The 14721-nt window shown below is 44.1% G+C and carries 16 protein-coding genes and 1 tRNA gene; 3 read left to right on the forward strand and 14 right to left on the reverse strand.

Going from position 1 to position 14721, the window contains the following annotated elements; all coding sequences use genetic code 11:
* Positions 1–20 precede the first annotated feature (20 nt).
* The 13 genes from ffh to HMPREF1039_RS02810 all read right to left on the reverse strand — a co-directional run bounded on the left by ffh (position 21) and on the right by HMPREF1039_RS02810 (position 12305).
* Positions 21–1376: a signal recognition particle protein gene (ffh, locus tag HMPREF1039_RS02750; RefSeq protein ID WP_007390864.1), complete on the reverse strand. Its 1356-nt coding sequence runs from the start codon at positions 1374–1376 to the stop codon at positions 21–23.
* A 90-nt stretch (positions 1377–1466) separates the two neighbouring features.
* Positions 1467–1712, reverse strand: coding sequence for a YlxM family DNA-binding protein (gene ylxM / locus HMPREF1039_RS02755; RefSeq protein WP_007390875.1), 246 nt, complete (start codon positions 1710–1712; stop codon positions 1467–1469).
* 74 nt (positions 1713–1786) lie between these two features.
* Entirely contained in the window at positions 1787–2422 is a 636-nt protein-coding gene (locus HMPREF1039_RS02760) for a precorrin-8X methylmutase (RefSeq protein WP_007390853.1), read from the reverse strand.
* On the reverse strand, positions 2419–3804 hold the full coding sequence (locus tag HMPREF1039_RS02765) for a cobyrinate a,c-diamide synthase (RefSeq protein WP_007390857.1): 1386 nt from the start codon (positions 3802–3804) through the stop codon (positions 2419–2421). The genes HMPREF1039_RS02760 and HMPREF1039_RS02765 overlap by 4 nt, the downstream gene beginning before the upstream one ends.
* Positions 3791–5011: a bifunctional cobalt-precorrin-7 (C(5))-methyltransferase/cobalt-precorrin-6B (C(15))-methyltransferase gene (locus HMPREF1039_RS02770; protein WP_007390838.1), complete on the reverse strand. Its 1221-nt coding sequence runs from the start codon at positions 5009–5011 to the stop codon at positions 3791–3793. Before HMPREF1039_RS02770 ends, HMPREF1039_RS02765 begins: the two co-directional genes overlap by 14 nt.
* Entirely contained in the window at positions 5008–5775 is a 768-nt protein-coding gene (cobK, locus tag HMPREF1039_RS02775) for a precorrin-6A reductase (protein ID WP_007390884.1), read from the reverse strand. The genes HMPREF1039_RS02770 and cobK overlap by 4 nt, the downstream gene beginning before the upstream one ends.
* The gene (gene cobJ, locus HMPREF1039_RS02780) at positions 5772–6518 is read right to left on the reverse strand and encodes a precorrin-3B C(17)-methyltransferase (RefSeq protein ID WP_007390852.1); all 747 of its coding nucleotides are present in this window, start codon (positions 6516–6518) and stop codon (positions 5772–5774) included. The genes cobK and cobJ overlap by 4 nt, the downstream gene beginning before the upstream one ends.
* Positions 6515–7582 carry a cobalt-precorrin 5A hydrolase gene (locus tag HMPREF1039_RS02785; protein ID WP_007390839.1) on the reverse strand — a complete coding sequence of 356 codons (1068 nt, stop codon included), beginning with the start codon at positions 7580–7582 and terminating at the stop codon, positions 6515–6517. Before HMPREF1039_RS02785 ends, cobJ begins: the two co-directional genes overlap by 4 nt.
* Entirely contained in the window at positions 7575–8375 is an 801-nt protein-coding gene (gene cobM / locus HMPREF1039_RS02790) for a precorrin-4 C(11)-methyltransferase (protein WP_007390882.1), read from the reverse strand. The genes HMPREF1039_RS02785 and cobM overlap by 8 nt, the downstream gene beginning before the upstream one ends.
* 90 nt (positions 8376–8465) lie before the next feature.
* On the reverse strand, positions 8466–9257 hold the full coding sequence (locus HMPREF1039_RS02795; RefSeq protein WP_007390855.1) for an ABC transporter ATP-binding protein: 792 nt from the start codon (positions 9255–9257) through the stop codon (positions 8466–8468).
* A gap of 2 nt (positions 9258–9259) precedes the next feature.
* Positions 9260–10270 (reverse strand): FecCD family ABC transporter permease, encoded by a 1011-nt coding sequence (locus HMPREF1039_RS02800; protein WP_007390862.1) that lies wholly within the window; start codon positions 10268–10270, stop codon positions 9260–9262.
* A complete protein-coding gene (locus tag HMPREF1039_RS02805; RefSeq protein ID WP_232217148.1) occupies positions 10257–11153 on the reverse strand; it encodes an ABC transporter substrate-binding protein in 897 nt (298 codons plus the stop codon). The genes HMPREF1039_RS02800 and HMPREF1039_RS02805 overlap by 14 nt, the downstream gene beginning before the upstream one ends.
* 396 nt (positions 11154–11549) lie before the next feature.
* Entirely contained in the window at positions 11550–12305 is a 756-nt protein-coding gene (locus tag HMPREF1039_RS02810) for a HesA/MoeB/ThiF family protein (RefSeq protein ID WP_007390871.1), read from the reverse strand.
* A 199-nt stretch (positions 12306–12504) separates the two neighbouring features.
* Here HMPREF1039_RS02810 and HMPREF1039_RS02815 point away from each other — a divergent pair.
* A tRNA-Arg gene (locus tag HMPREF1039_RS02815) sits at positions 12505–12579 on the forward strand.
* A gap of 128 nt (positions 12580–12707) precedes the next feature.
* Here the strand turns inward: HMPREF1039_RS02815 and HMPREF1039_RS02820 are convergent.
* On the reverse strand, positions 12708–13097 hold the full coding sequence (locus tag HMPREF1039_RS02820; RefSeq protein ID WP_007390854.1) for a helix-turn-helix domain-containing protein: 390 nt from the start codon (positions 13095–13097) through the stop codon (positions 12708–12710).
* Between the two features lie 447 nt (positions 13098–13544).
* Here HMPREF1039_RS02820 and HMPREF1039_RS02825 point away from each other — a divergent pair, with 447 nt between their 5' ends.
* Together HMPREF1039_RS02825 and HMPREF1039_RS02830 are read left to right on the forward strand one after the other, a co-directional pair.
* Positions 13545–14039 (forward strand): S-adenosylmethionine decarboxylase family protein, encoded by a 495-nt coding sequence (locus tag HMPREF1039_RS02825; protein WP_007390873.1) that lies wholly within the window; start codon positions 13545–13547, stop codon positions 14037–14039.
* A 28-nt stretch (positions 14040–14067) separates the two neighbouring features.
* On the forward strand, positions 14068–14673 hold the full coding sequence (locus HMPREF1039_RS02830; protein WP_007390867.1) for an HD-GYP domain-containing protein: 606 nt from the start codon (positions 14068–14070) through the stop codon (positions 14671–14673).
* Positions 14674–14721: the final 48 nt, after the last annotated feature.

Below are 14721 nucleotides of genomic sequence, written 5' to 3' on the forward strand. Positions count from 1 at the left end.
ATATAGTATCCCGCCGAAGTTTAAAAAGGGAACTTCGGCAAGAAGCTATGACGCTTTTTATTTCCCTGCATTTTTTTTGCTTGCTTCATCATTTTTTGAATTTCTGTAAATTGTTTTAGTAAACGATTTACATCTTGTACCCGTGTACCGCTTCCTTTAGCAATACGACGCTTACGACTGTCTTTAATCAACAATTTTGGATTGGGACTGGTTCGTTCGGCGGTGGTCATAGATAAAATAATAGCTTCCGGCTGTTTAAATTCTTTGCCGTCCAAATCTACTTTATCCAATTCTTTTTTATATTTTCCGATTCCCGGCATAAGCCCCAATAAGCTGCTCATACTTCCCATTTTACGTAAACTTTGCAGTTGTTGGAGAAAATTTTCCAATGTATAGGCCCCGCTGCGCATCGTTTTTTTCATCTTGGCCAACGATTCTTCATCAAAAGCGGCCTGCGCTTTTTCAATAATCGTTTCTACATCGCCTAAATCTAAAATCCGTGATGCATAACGATGGGGATGAAATTCTTCCAAGCCGTCCGTTTTTTCGGAAACACCGATAAATTTAATCGGTTTTCCGGTTACCGCTTTAATGGACAAGGCGGCACCGCCGCGAGCATCCCCGTCCAATTTGGTCATTATCAGGCCGTCGATTCCCAATGCCGCATCAAAAGCGGAGGCGGCCGTTACGGCATCCTGTCCGGTCATCGCATCTACTACCAACAAAATTTCATGCGGATGAACCGTTTCTTTGATATGTATCAATTCATCCATAAGAACTTCGTTAATATGCAGTCGGCCGGCCGTATCAATAATCACGGTATCACATAAATGCGCCGTAGCATACGGCACGGCCCGGGAAACAATCCCCACCGGATCTTGGCAATTTTCTTCCTTGTACACCGGTATATTCAATTCATTTCCTAATACTTCCAACTGCGTAATAGCTGCCGGCCGATATACGTCTGCAGCCACCAATAAAGGGCTTTTTCCTTTTTGTTTCAAATGTTTGGCCAATTTTGCCGCCGTCGTAGTTTTTCCGGCGCCTTGCAACCCCGCCAACATCAGGACGGTCGGCGGTTTGGAAGATACGGTCAAGCGGCTTTGCGTCCCGCCTAAAAGCTCCGTCAATTCATCACGGACAATTTTAATAACCGTTTGCGAAGCATTTAAGCTGCCGAATACTTCTTCTCCCACCGCTTTTTCTTGTACACGTTTAATAAAATCTTTGGCAACCGTAAAGTTTACATCAGCTTCAAGTAATGCCCGTCGTATTTCTTTAAGTGCTTCACGAACGTCTTCTTCATTTAATTTTCCTTTTCCGCGCAGTTTTTTAAATGCTTCTTGAAACCGTTCCGATAGACTTTCAAAAGCCATGAAAACCTCCTTATATTTCTATGTCGGCTACCATACAACGTATGACCGATATGTCGGGATTTTGTTCAGCCAGTAACGCCGTTAGTTTTGTTAAGACAGCGTTATTTTTTCGTTTTTTGCCAATAAATGTAATTGCTTCTCGTATTCTTCCAAAGCCTGTACGGAACGATGCAGCATATCATACACGCCTTGGCGAGAAACGGATAACGCTTCGCCGATTTCTCGTAAAGACCAATCCTGATTATAGTACAAATGAACACACTGCCGTTGTTTTTCCGTCAACAATGCGCCGTATAAATCCAGAAGACGTCCTTTACGAATGACATCGTCCAGCATTCGCTCACCGTCCTTGCTGTCAAGTACTTGCTAAGTATACCGAAAAAAAAAGGTGTGTCAAGTATTTTTACTTGTCACTTTTTCCTGATTGCCATATACAGTAACGCATTGCAAATTGCCGCGGCAATGGCACTTCCTCCTTTACGTCCTTTGGCTACAATATAGGGAACCGGCATTTTCATAAGGCCTTCTTTGGCATCAATCACATTGACAAAGCCGACGGGAACGCCGATAATTAACGCCGGTCGGCATTTTTTTTGTCGGATCAGTTCTTGTATACGCAATAATGCCGTCGGAGCATTTCCAATCGCGAAAATTAGGGGACCTTGCAAAGCGGCGGCTTTATCCATCGCCGCTACTGCGCGGGTTGTACCGTTGGCCGTTGCCTGTGCTTTTACTTCCGGATCCGCCATGAAACATTGTTTTGTACACCCTAAACGACGTAACCCGTCCGCATTAATACCCATAAGCCCCATATTAGTATCCGTTACAATGACCGCCTGTTGTTGTAACGCTTCCAGTCCCGCTTGTACTGCCTGAGGACTGAATCGTAAGGTGCGGGCATACTCAAAATCCGCACTGGTATGAATAACGCGTTTAATAATTTCCTTATGTAGAGGCGGTAAACTGATTTCTCCCAATTCTTCTTCAATAATTTTCATACTTTGCGCTTCAATTTCGGCCGGTAACATGTGCCAATCTTTCATCATAGTTCCTCCTTTTGTTGTCGATAGCGGGCGCATGTTCTAATGAATTTCATCGCTCCCTGCGGATTCCCCCAGAAATGAAAGTGCGCGTATCCGGCAAACAATGTTTCCGTAGCGTGTTGACAACGCCATTGCCGTGATTTTCCCACTTTCTCCGCCAAACAGTCCTTGCCGTTATTGGTGCTGTCCGAATAATGAAATTCATGCATAGGCCAAATGGTGCCCTGTTCTCCCCATACATTGGCATGACACATTTTCAATAGGCTATAGCCGAAGCGAACCGGATGAGATTGTAAGGTTGCCGTGCCGCTTAATACGTTGCTCCATGTATAAACATTGTTTCCGGTATGCCAAGCAGTCAATAAATATAAAAATCCGCCACATTCGGCAAAGCAGGGAGTACCTTGTTGTATAGCGGTGTGCAAAGCCGTTTTTAAAGGATAATTAGCCGCTAATTCTTTTGCATATAATTCCGGATAGCCGCCGCCTAAATAAATACCGTCGCAAGGCGGAAGCTGCGTATCCGTCAAAGGGCTGAAAAAATACAATTCCGCCCCTAAATCTTGCAGCAATTGCAAATTATCCGCATAGTAAAAACAAAACGCCCGATCCTTTGCAATAGCCAAACGTACGGATGAAAGCGGCGGCATCCTTAAATCTTCAGCGTATACGGGCAGCGTATTATGTGCTATTTCTTCCAAGGCCTGCCAATCCATCGTTTGTTGCGCCGTGTTTTGCAGAACGGCAATTTTTTTTTGTAAATCCTGCACTTCTCCGGCTGTCAGTAAGCCTAAATGACGTTCGGCAAGAACGCATTCCGGTATAGCCGGTAAAAAACCTAATGCTTTTACTCCCGACATATGTTCCCAAGTTTCTTTAAAATAAGAGTACACCGACGGCTTGCATTTATTTACGATAAACCCTTTTAGACAACCGGCTGTATCCAACTGCGAAAAGCCGCGTATAACGGCTCCTAAAGAAAGGGAGGCATGCGTACCGTCCACCACCAACACAGTAGGAAAGGACAGTGCTTCGGAGACGGCGAAAGCTCCGGCTTCGGCGGTAGCGGCGACACCGTCAAAGTATCCCATAGCCCCTTCACAAAGTGCCAGCTGTGCTCCCCGACTGTGACGGGTAAATAAATAACTTGCTCGTTGCTTTCCCAACTGCCGGCGTCCGAATAAAAATAAATCCAAGTTACGTGAAGGCGTAGTAAGGACACGTTCATGAAACATGGGATCAATATAATCCGGGCCGCTTTTATACGCGACTACTTTTTTTCCGCGTTGTTTAAATCCAGCCGCCAGCGCACAAAATACGGTAGTTTTGCCGCAACCGCTATGCGTTCCGGCGACCAATAACCGAGGGATATTACAAGTTTTCATAGGGCGCCTCTTTGCGAACTGCGGAAAAAATATATACCGGATTTTCGCCCGTCATAATATGATACCTTCCTGCGGCACGAGAACGGGCGGCTTGTAGTTGGGTAATTTCCAGTGTATACAGGGGCTGTTCGGCATAGTAGGAAGTAATCGCACCGACAGTTTCCAACGTAATCGCTGTTATTACGATTCGACACATCGGATTGGCGGTATACAGCCAATCCAATATTGCTTTTATGTTTCCGCCGCTGCCGCCTATAAACGCATATGCCGGAGGTTCGGGAATTTGTGCCAGTATATCGGGCGCAATTCCTTGTAACATAATGACGTTTCCTAAAGAAAAACGAGCTACATTTTTTTTCGTAAGTGCCATGGCTTCCGGATTCTTATCTATAGCATATACTGTGCCGTCCATAGTCATTCGTGCCGCTTCTACCGTGCAAGAACCGCTGCCGCAACCAATATCATATACCGCTTGGCCGGGACGAATCATTAAAAAACTCATAGCCACGGCGCGAATTTCTCGTTTTGTTAAAGGTACCCGACCGCGGCAAAAGGCGGTATCGGGTATGCCGTAAAAAGGATATGCTTTTGAAGGAGATACCGTATTCTCAATGAGTAATACAGACGGATCGCGAAACGGACTGGCACAAAGTTCGGCGGCGTTGCCTTGCTGAATTTTTTCCGAAGAATACGAAAGATTTTCACCGGCCGTTACTTGCACATGCCCCAAACCGGCCCGACATAATTCTTGACAAATTGTCGCTACAGTCTGTGTACCGCCGGTTAAACAAAATACTTTTTCATGGGCGTGTACGGCGGCACTTACGGAAGCTTGTCTGCCATGCCGACTGACGCAATATATATCCTGCCACGGTATATTTAATTTTGAAGCCAAATATACAAGGCTGCTGATACCGCAAATTCGTTGTACTTCATATCCCGGCGACGACGGTAACAAAGCGGCTAAACTGTAAAATCCCACATCGCCGGAAACAAGAATCGCGATGGGACCTTTTTGTACTCTACGTATATAGTTTTTAATCTCTTGAACATGAATCGTAGTATATATGGTTTTATCTTGCGGCGCAATCATTGCCGTCATCCGCGCATCGCCGATAATTACGGCACTGTGTGCAATTGCATGTTGGGCTTCCCCGGTAAGTAAGTCCGGATTTCCCGGGCCCATGCCGATGACATATATTTTCATGGTCGATTCTCCTCTTGCAGACGTTGCTGTACATACGATACTATTTTTTTATACGAATACCCTTCTTCGGAAGGACGGGAAATTACAATTAAAGCGGCTCCTACCGCTTTTGCTGCGGCCACTTTTTCCATAAAGCCGCCGGGATCGCCGGAATCTTTGGTCACAATATAGCGCGCATGATAGTGCCGAAAGGTAGCAATATTCAAGTCTTTAGTAAAAGGCCCCTGCATACATACGATTTGTTTCGCGGCAAATCCTAATTGCAGTGCTTTATCTAATGACATATGAGACGGTAAAATACGTAACGCAATCCGTTCGGTATACCGCGGTAATTCGGTAAACAGCTGTAAATCCTTACTTCCTGTCGTTAAGAAAACGGTACCTTCCGTATGACGTAATACGTCTACCGCTTCGGCAACGGACGTAACGGAAAAATACGTTCCGGCATTACTTTTTTGACGTACAAGGCGCAAATATTCATACGACATACGATGACAAGCCCGTTGTAAATTGGCCGTTACTTCTTGCGCATAAGGATGCGTCGCATCAATAACGAGTAACGGCCGGTATTGCTTTAAAAACAGTTCCATATCCGGTTCGCTTAACCGTTTTATCAGTACCGTGACAGAAGGCGTTTTTTTTATCAATTTCGCGCCGTAATCCGTAGCTACCGTCACTAAAATTCGCCGTCCCGTATATGCAAGTGCCGCCACCAGTTGTCTGCCTTCCGTAGTACCGCCGGCAATCCAAATAGGTCGTATCATTTTTCTTTCTCCTGTATAGCATAGCCTCGGGAAGTCACCATATGTCCTCGTATAATCCGCGTATGACTGTTCCCGATAAAAACGGTGGAAATCATATTTAATTCAAGTTGTGCCAATTCCTTTAACGTCAGAAGCCGTGTCTTTTCCCCCTCTCTGCCGATATATTGCGCTACACCGACCGGTGTAGCGGGTGAACGATAGGCTTGTATAATACGGCATGCTTTTTGTACATAATTGCGACGCCGCTTACTTGCCGGATTGTATAACACGATGACAAAATCGCCGCTTGCGGCACAATGTAATCGATGTGCAATGGTATTCCAAGGCGTCAGCGCATCACTTAAAGAAATAAAACAGGTATCATTTACCAACGGAGCTCCTAACAGGGCAGCTCCCGCCATAGCGGCAGTAACTCCGGCAATGACGTGAATTTCCACTTCTTCATACCCGGCCGATACTTCATATACTAATCCGGCCATCCCGTATAACCCCGCATCGCCGCCGGAAATTAATGCGACCCGCTTGCCTTCTCGCGCCCATTGTACCGCTTGTTGACAGCGTTCTATTTCTCGCGTCATAGGCGTAGTAAAATATACGGCATGAGGAAAATTTTTTTGTAAAAGCCGAATATACGTAGTATATCCCACAATATGAGTGCATTGTTGCAATATATGAACCGCTTCCGCGGTCATACCTTCAAGATGTCCCGGCCCGATGCCGATAACATACACTCCCGCATTCATTGTCGATGATCCCTTCTTTCCCAAGACACTGTAAAATTTTCTTGTCCGATGGCAATCGTAATCCCTTTATACCGTTGTTTCCGTACTCGTAATATGCCGTTTTTGAGATGTACTAAAGCGGCTCGTTCACAAACGTTATCCACCCCTACTGTACGCCGAACAAAAGCGGAAGAAGCTATACTTCCTTCGACATTCTGTAATTGTCCGGCACTGTATCCGTGTAATGGCCATTTACGAGCTGCGGCTAAGGCGCAAAGGCCCGGTTCTGCCAGTTTTATATCAATCGTCCGTATATCCCGTATAGCCCCGACAGCCAAATCATATTTTTTTAAGGTATCCAATACTGCCGCTTCCAAATCTTCATACGATACTCCGCGCCGACACCCGATTCCCAAATGTAAAATCGGCGGATAAACCGCGAGCGTTGTAGGAAAAGGCCGACAAGAAGCATGAATAGTAACGGCCATTCCTACAGATTCCTTCGTTGCCGTCATTAAACACGAAGGTCGTCCCGGCATTTCGGCAAATTCACTAAAAAAACCGGCTTGTCGTCGTTGCACCAAGTACGCGGAAAATTTTTTGGCAATAGTAAACGACTGCAGGCATAATCCTTGCTGCATTGCCCAAGTATCGACGGCAAAAAGACCGTGAATATCCGTTGCGGTAGTCAGTACGGGCGTGCTTCGCAATACCCTTGAAATTTGCACGGCTAATGCATTGGCACCGCCCATATGCCCGGAAAGGAGAGGAATGACAAATTTTCCTTTTTCATCCAAACACAAAATAGCGGGATCTTTCGCTTTATGCTGGATGTACGGCGCAATCGTACGAACGGCAATGCCGACTGCGCCTATAAAAATAATAGCTTTCGCCTGTCGCCATAATCCTTGTAAGGATGTTCGTAACGGCAAAGGAAGCGCCGGTATACTGTCTGTTTTATACGCTTCTACAGTATAAGCCTGCACGTAAGTATGGCGAGAACGCAACTTCGTCCAAAGGATTTCACTTAATTGCCGCCCTTGATAAGAAACAGAAATAATATAAATATACGACGATTCATCCATGATTTCCTTCCTTATCTCCCTTTCGAAAAGCATGTGTAAACGACGGATTATATAAACAACTGCGTTCATATACAGCACCTAAAAAATGTCCTACCAAAATCAATGCCGTATGCGTAATGTTCGCCTTCCTTCCGGTAGCCGCTAACGAACCTAACGTACAAGAAAGTATTTTTTCATCCGCCCACGATACTTTATATACAATGGCCGCCGGCGTATCTTTTGCATAGCCGCCTTGTAATAATTCGTCCTGCACCTGTGCAATGTGACCGGCACTTAAAAAAATAACCATTGTCGCAGTATGGGTCGCATAGTTATGAATTTCCTGTCTTTCCGGCACCGGTGTACGCCCGCCGTAACGAGTAATAATAACGGATTGGCTAATTCCCGGAACTGTATATTCCGCAGCCATAGCGGCCGCGGCCGCAGTAAAGGAGCTGACTCCCGGGATAACGAAAAAGGGCACGGCGGCTTGCCGTAAGCCGGCTATTTGTTCACGTATGGCACCGTATAACGAAGGATCTCCTGTATGCAGCCGCACGATACAATGTCCCTGTGCGGCTTCTTTACACATAATATGCAGAATTTCTTCCAAGGTCAACGCGGCGCTGTTATAACAACGACATGCCGGGCGGGCATAAGAAAGTAATTGCGGATTTACTAAAGAGCCGGCATAAATGATGCAGTCGGCAATCGTCAACAATTCTTTTCCCCGTAACGTAATCAAGTCGGGATCACCCGGGCCGGCGCCGACAAAATATACGGTTCCCGTCGTTCCTTCGTTTCGTTTATCCATGACCTTCTCCTTTTTTAGCTTGAATGATCCCCTACGGTATGGAATCTGCACGTATAACCCGCTTTTTTATCGTAATCTCACATACTTTTTTTAATTTTCATCGGTAGAAAGCGGGATTATTGCCTGTCCTCCGCTTTTTAACCTAACGACTTCACTTTGAATATGAAAAACGGAAGCCAGTAATGCCGGCGTAACCGTAGTCTCCGGCTTGCCGCAAGCAACTACTTTGCCGGCTTTCATTACCAATATACGCTGTGCATATTGTAAGGCCGAATTAATATCATGGAGAACAATGAGTATAGTTAAACGGAAACGAGTACATATCGTTTGTAACCGTTGTAACAGCTGTAATTGATGATACATATCCAAATAGACCGTCGGTTCATCCAATAACAAAATTTTTGCTTCCTGAGCCAATAAAACGGCCAGCCAAACACGTTGTTGTTCGCCGCCGGAAAGTTCCGCAACCGGAAGCATAGCCTTATCCGTTAGTTGCACGGCTTGTAACGCGGCATTTACCCATTCTTCATCTTTACGGGTTCCGCCTCTATAAAATCGTTGATAGGGAAAACGTCCTAACCGTACTAAATTGCGTACTTGTATCGCTTCCGGCACCATATGCGTTTGCGGCAAAATGGCGATCTGTCGGGCTAATTGTTTACGGCTATACCGCTGCAAGGGGATCTGTTGAACTTGAATACTACCGCTTGTATAGGGAAGGGAACGATTTAAGGTATGCAATAAGGTACTTTTCCCGCACCCGTTAGGCCCCATAACGGCAATGATTTCCCCTTCATAGGCGGTAAATGAAATATCTTGTAATACGAGTTTTTTATTACGAAAAACATGCACATGATTTACTTCCAATGTAGAAGCGGACATAGTTATACTTCCTTTCGCAATAAAAAAAGAAAAAAAGGCGCTCCTAATAAAGCCATAATAAGACCTACCGGCAATTCTACCGGGGCAAAAAGTAAGCGCGCGACAGTATCACTGAACAGCATCACCGCACTTCCTAAAAAGACGGAAGCCGGTACGACAAAACGATAATCTTCACCGATTAATAACTTTACTATATGCGGCACAACCAATCCGACAAAACCGATTAATCCGCCTACGCTTACTGCCCCTGCTGCCAACAATGCCGCCACGGCAAGTAATAATAAGCGCGTTCTTTCCACGGCCACTCCCAAGCCGCGAGCCATATCATCGCCCAACCGGAGCATATTTAAATAATAGGAACCGGCAAACGTCAATATAATTCCCGCTACGGTATACGGATACAACAGCGTAACGTCATTCCAACCGGCATTTCCCAATCCCCCGATCAGCCACATTAATGCACCGTGTACGCGATCACTATAAAAAATAAGCAGTCCTGAAATACAAGCGCCCAGAAAAGCGGAAACCGCCACCCCGGCTAAAATAATGCGTACCGGTCGCATCCCGTCCTTCCAGGCCAATACATAAATTAAAACGGCAGTGCCGATGGCGCCAATAAACGCTAACGGCGGTAATAAACGGATACATTGCGGTACAAAAATCAACACTATCATGCCGACAATACCGGCACCGGCAGACACGCCGATGAGATGAGGATCCGCTAGAGGATTACGTAATACGGCTTGCAATATTAAACCGGATAAAGATAAATCGGCACCTACCATTGCGCCCGTAATAGCTCGCGGCAAGCGTACATTTAAGATAATTTGTGAGGCCATGTCCGTTTCCGGATACAAAAGAATATACAATACTTTTTTTAAAGGAAAAAAAACGGGCCCGTAAAGAATGGCTTGCAGAAAAGCAACCAGAGCCGTCAATCCGAATAACACCGGGAGCAGCCGGGGCCAAAAACGCTTTCTTCGCATAGTTTGCGACCAATTATATTGTTGCATCAAATGCCTCTCCATAAATTAATTTTGCCATATAGCGTAACGCTTTATCGTAATCCATACCGGGGCTGACCAGAAAATATTGCTCCGGCAACACATATACCTGCCCCGTACGTACTGCACGCAAGTGCGCCCACGACGGATTCGCTTTCAGATCGGTCCGCAATCTTTTATCTATTTTGTCGGGAGACCCCATAGCGGTAAATAAAATAACATCCGGGTCCGCCGCTAACAGCGCTTCCATACTGTACGGAACTTTTTCTTTGGTTATTCCGGCTTTCCCTGTCGGACAGGTTACATTTTGCACCCGCAACAATCGCGCCATATCGCCGGCAATACTGTCCGATAACTCTACGGTCACCGCCCCGGGCGTAACATGAAGAATCGCTGCTGTTTTTGTCCTGTTAGGCAGTTTGTTGAGTACTTGCTGTATCTTTTTGTCCAAAACGGTTTGCGCCATTGCCGCTTGCTGCGGACATCCGTAGATTTGTCCCATAATTTGTAATGCACGGGTTGCTTCCTGCCGGGTTTTCGTTTTAAGCGCTATGACAGGTATTTGATTTTGTTCACACAGTGGCAATAATTTTTCTTGACTATGCGCCCCGATAATTATTAAATCAGGTTGCAACGCCAAGACTTTTTCCATACTGACAGCATATACAGGGCCTACTTCCGTAGCCTGTATATACTGTGAAGGTATATGTATTTGCTTGGAACGTACAGTTGTTCTGCCGACAATCGGTCCGTTTACAGCCGCGGAAAAGGATAATAGCGAAGTCGTTAAAATGATCACTCGTTGCGGCTTGGCAGATAAAGTTACAGTACGTCCGAGATCATCATGAATAACCGCATAGGCCGGTTTTTGTGCCCGATTTTGTATCGGCACGAAGCCGCCTGATACACCGCAGCCGCTTACACAAAGACTGAGACTTATTCCAATTATTATCCATAGGACGGATTTTATTTTTTCTTTCATTATGCCCGCTCTTTCTTTGAAAAAGTATACGTTATCCCCGCGGTTCATTGCCGAACCGGAACGGAAGCATGCCGCTATTCGACATATGTCCTAAGGGGCCGCCGGGAAGCATAACGCCACGTGCCGCGTTGGCATTGATGGCAACCCTCTTATTTATTTCTCCCCGTCCCTTTATCCGATCCGCCCTTACGTACTGTTTTTCTGCGCTTTCCTGCATAAGGAGAAAATTCGGATCGTACGGAAACGACTAAAAAATATCTTACCGCTACTATATATTTTTATGTATCGCTAATGGCTCGTTACACGTTATGATACATGACAAGCTGTACAATGAGGATTCTTCGCAAACGGAATGCGACGAAAAGTCATGCGTACTCCGTCATATACGAGTAAGGTACCGAGCAGGAGTTCGCCCGTACCGGTTAAATATTTAACGGCTTCCGTTGCTTGTAATGTCCCGACAGTACCGGCTACGGCGCCTAAAATGCCGACATCTTTACTTGTAGGAACTGTCCCGACCTGCGGTTCTTCTTCAAAAAAGCACCGATAACAGGGCCCTTTACCGGGAACATACGTCATTAATTGCCCCTGCATCGCTAATACGCCGGCATGAATAAAAGGTTTTCGCATCGCTACACAAACATCATTGATTAAAAATTTAGCGGCAAAATTGTCCGTACCGTCCAAAATAATATCATAATTTTCTGCGCAGATCATTTGCCGTAAAGAATCGGCAGTGGCACGTTCATAATACGTATGTAAATGTACGTGACTGTTTAATTCCTGTAACCGTGTTCGGGCCGATTCGACTTTGGCTTTACCGATTGTTTTTTCCGTATGTAAAATCTGACGTTGTAAATTAGACAAATCCACCCTGTCTTCATCAACGATTCCCAATGTTCCGACCCCGGCGGCAGTTAAATACAAAGCAACCGGTGAGCCTAAACCGCCGGCACCTACTAACAATACTTTGCTTTGTAATAATTTTTCCTGCCCTTGTATTCCTATAGCGGCGACTAATATATTTCTTTCATATCTTTCTTTTTCCTTTGATGATAACATACTTTCACTCCTTATATAAAGTGTTTCCTACACTTTGACTTTTATTATACTATGCTTTAGCGGAGAGGAAAATAAAATTTATACAACCGTTGCTTAGACAATAAAGATATTTCCATTATTTTATCAGCGAACTATAAAAAAAACTTGTCAGGTTTTAAAAATCGTGTTATCATATTCAAGTATTATTAAAAAGTGTTATGCGCCTATAGCTCAGGGGATAGAGCACCGGTCTCCGGAACCGGGTGCGAAGGTTCGAATCCTTCTAGGCGCACCATATTAAAAAAGAGGTTTTACTTAAGGTAAAACCTCTTTTTTAATATGAAATAACCGGAGTTTGATTAATTTATGATTTTCAATTCCCATTCTCTTTCTATACGCCGCTATAATAAAAAGGGGTATTGCTTATGCATCTTGTGTCACACGACGCTTATGAAGCTTACGTTTGCTTTTCAAATACGCTTGATACTGCACTTCCAAAACAGCATCTACCGTTTCTTTACCGACCGGCAACAAAGAACGATATTTAAAAATAAGATCTTGTTCTTCTTGCGAATACGTAATCACCGGTAAGGACACATCCATCGGCACATCATAGCCCATAAGCCATGCCAATGATACGCCGTAAGACGTGCTGATAATGTATAAGTTGTCTTGTTTCGGGGTGATTTTTCCGGAAATGTACTGACACATAGCAGAACGGGAAATTCCCATAATTTTGCTTAAACCTGCTTGGCTGATACGTTTTACTTCCAATAATTCTTTAAGTCGATCCGCTGTTGTAAATTCTCGCATGTTACTGTTCCTTTCTCTATCCGAAGGTTTGAGGATGAAACTGTCCGTTCACAAATGACATCGTTTCGTATTTTATTATATTTCTTACTTTATTTTATCATATTTTTTCAAAAAAAGAACCGCCATTCTTATTTTTTCTAGTCTATATTTGCATTTTTATAATACTTCTATTCCATTTTGATAATTAAAAATTCATTGTTTATTATACATCATATCGTATAAGGAATACTTCCTGCCGCTTCAGTTTCACGGCATTACTATTTTACGAAAGAGGCACATCCTATTGTTCCGATTTCTTTCCGCTTATTTTTTTATACATACTTTGTCGTTAAAAGAGTATAATGCAAAATTCATGCCGGATTACTTAAAAAAGTATCCCTTCCTACTTCGTTTACAAGCAAAAGAAAAAAGTATATAATGATAGTAATTACAATACAGGTGAGATTTATGAAGAACACATTAGGAAACCATTTATTAATTGATTTTTATAATTGTCAGGCTTCTTTTGCCTGTCCGGAGGCCTTGCATCCATTAATAGAAGCCGCGTTTTCCGCGGTAGATTTACCGCTGTATAGTTGGCAGGATTATCATTGTGACGGCGAGTTCATTTGCAGCGCCATTACCGATCATGGTCATATTACTATTCATTATTACGATGTACTGGCTTATGCAGCTGTTGATATTTACATATTTAATTCCAACCGTTCGCTGAATCGTATGATGGGTGCCTTAAAACGATTATTTCAATCGGATAGGATAAAAGCTACCGCAGTTCGTCGCGGTGACTTCGGCGTTATTCGCGATATGAAACCGAAAAAAAAGACCAAATTAACTACGATTCGTCGTGTTAAAACGACAGGTGCTAAAATTCGCAAGACCAGTGTCAGTATGTTTCATATTTTGCGTCATCCCCAACGTAATCAACGACGCTATAAACATTAACAGGTCCGGCAGAAAGGGTTTGTATATCATGTATATGGTTTCTCTGCTCCACACTGCAGGTATAGATAAAGAAGAACTGAATTCTCTTGATACCATTACTGCGGAATTGTTGAAATTTTTACAATTTAAAAACCGGCGCTTATACATGCACAGTTTACAAGTTGCCAATTACAGCATCAGTATTTCCGCTAAACTGGCATTGCCGAAAAGTGAATGTGAACAAATAAAATATGCCGCTTTACTTCATGACATCGGCTTATTATTTTTATCCAACCAATTACTCAATAAGCGGCCTTACTTAAATCGCACGGAAAAAGCGATGTATCGTCGCCATGCAGCTGCCGGCGGCAATGTGCTGGAAAATATACCTTGTTGCCAAGATATTATCCCGTATATCAGTGCACACCATGAACGTTGGGACGGCTCCGGTTTTCCTCGTCATTTGCGAGGTACCAATATTCCTTTGGGCGCACGTATTATTGCCGTTGCCGATTATTATGACACCACTATAAATCCCTCTACCGAGTATTGGGCTAAAACTAAACAACAAGCAGTAAATGAGCTGTTCAGCGCTTCGGGATTACTCTTTGATCCGGAAATTGTCAAAGCCTTTATTGAAACCTTAGGAAATTAAGACTAAAAAATTAAGACTAAAAAACACTGTCATAGTACTATGACAGTG

Source organism: Megasphaera lornae, from assembly GCF_000214495.1.
GTDB classification, from domain to species: Bacteria; Bacillota; Negativicutes; order Veillonellales; family Megasphaeraceae; genus Megasphaera; species Megasphaera lornae.

Bases quoted from the DNA above. Each gene is read 5' to 3' on its own strand.
- ffh (WP_007390864.1), bottom strand. From the start codon at position 1,376: ATGGCTTTTGAAAGTCTATCGGAACGGTTTCAAGAAGCATTTAAAAAA.
- ylxM (WP_007390875.1), bottom strand. From the start codon at position 1,712: ATGCTGGACGATGTCATTCGTAAAGGACGTCTTCTGGATTTATACGGC.
- HMPREF1039_RS02760 (WP_007390853.1), bottom strand. From the start codon at position 2,422: ATGATGAAAGATTGGCACATGTTACCGGCCGAAATTGAAGCGCAAAGT.
- HMPREF1039_RS02765 (WP_007390857.1), bottom strand. From the start codon at position 3,804: ATGAAAACTTGTAATATCCCTCGGTTATTGGTCGCCGGAACGCATAGC.
- HMPREF1039_RS02770 (WP_007390838.1), bottom strand. From the start codon at position 5,011: ATGAAAATATATGTCATCGGCATGGGCCCGGGAAATCCGGACTTACTT.
- cobK (WP_007390884.1), bottom strand. From the start codon at position 5,775: ATGATACGACCTATTTGGATTGCCGGCGGTACTACGGAAGGCAGACAA.
- cobJ (WP_007390852.1), bottom strand. From the start codon at position 6,518: ATGAATGCGGGAGTGTATGTTATCGGCATCGGGCCGGGACATCTTGAA.
- HMPREF1039_RS02785 (WP_007390839.1), bottom strand. From the start codon at position 7,582: ATGGATGAATCGTCGTATATTTATATTATTTCTGTTTCTTATCAAGGG.
- cobM (WP_007390882.1), bottom strand. From the start codon at position 8,375: ATGGATAAACGAAACGAAGGAACGACGGGAACCGTATATTTTGTCGGC.
- HMPREF1039_RS02795 (WP_007390855.1), bottom strand. From the start codon at position 9,257: ATGTCCGCTTCTACATTGGAAGTAAATCATGTGCATGTTTTTCGTAAT.
- HMPREF1039_RS02800 (WP_007390862.1), bottom strand. From the start codon at position 10,270: ATGCAACAATATAATTGGTCGCAAACTATGCGAAGAAAGCGTTTTTGG.
- HMPREF1039_RS02810 (WP_007390871.1), bottom strand. From the start codon at position 12,305: ATGTTATCATCAAAGGAAAAAGAAAGATATGAAAGAAATATATTAGTC.
- HMPREF1039_RS02820 (WP_007390854.1), bottom strand. From the start codon at position 13,097: ATGCGAGAATTTACAACAGCGGATCGACTTAAAGAATTATTGGAAGTA.
- HMPREF1039_RS02825 (WP_007390873.1), top strand. From the start codon at position 13,545: ATGAAGAACACATTAGGAAACCATTTATTAATTGATTTTTATAATTGT.
- HMPREF1039_RS02830 (WP_007390867.1), top strand. From the start codon at position 14,068: ATGTATATGGTTTCTCTGCTCCACACTGCAGGTATAGATAAAGAAGAA.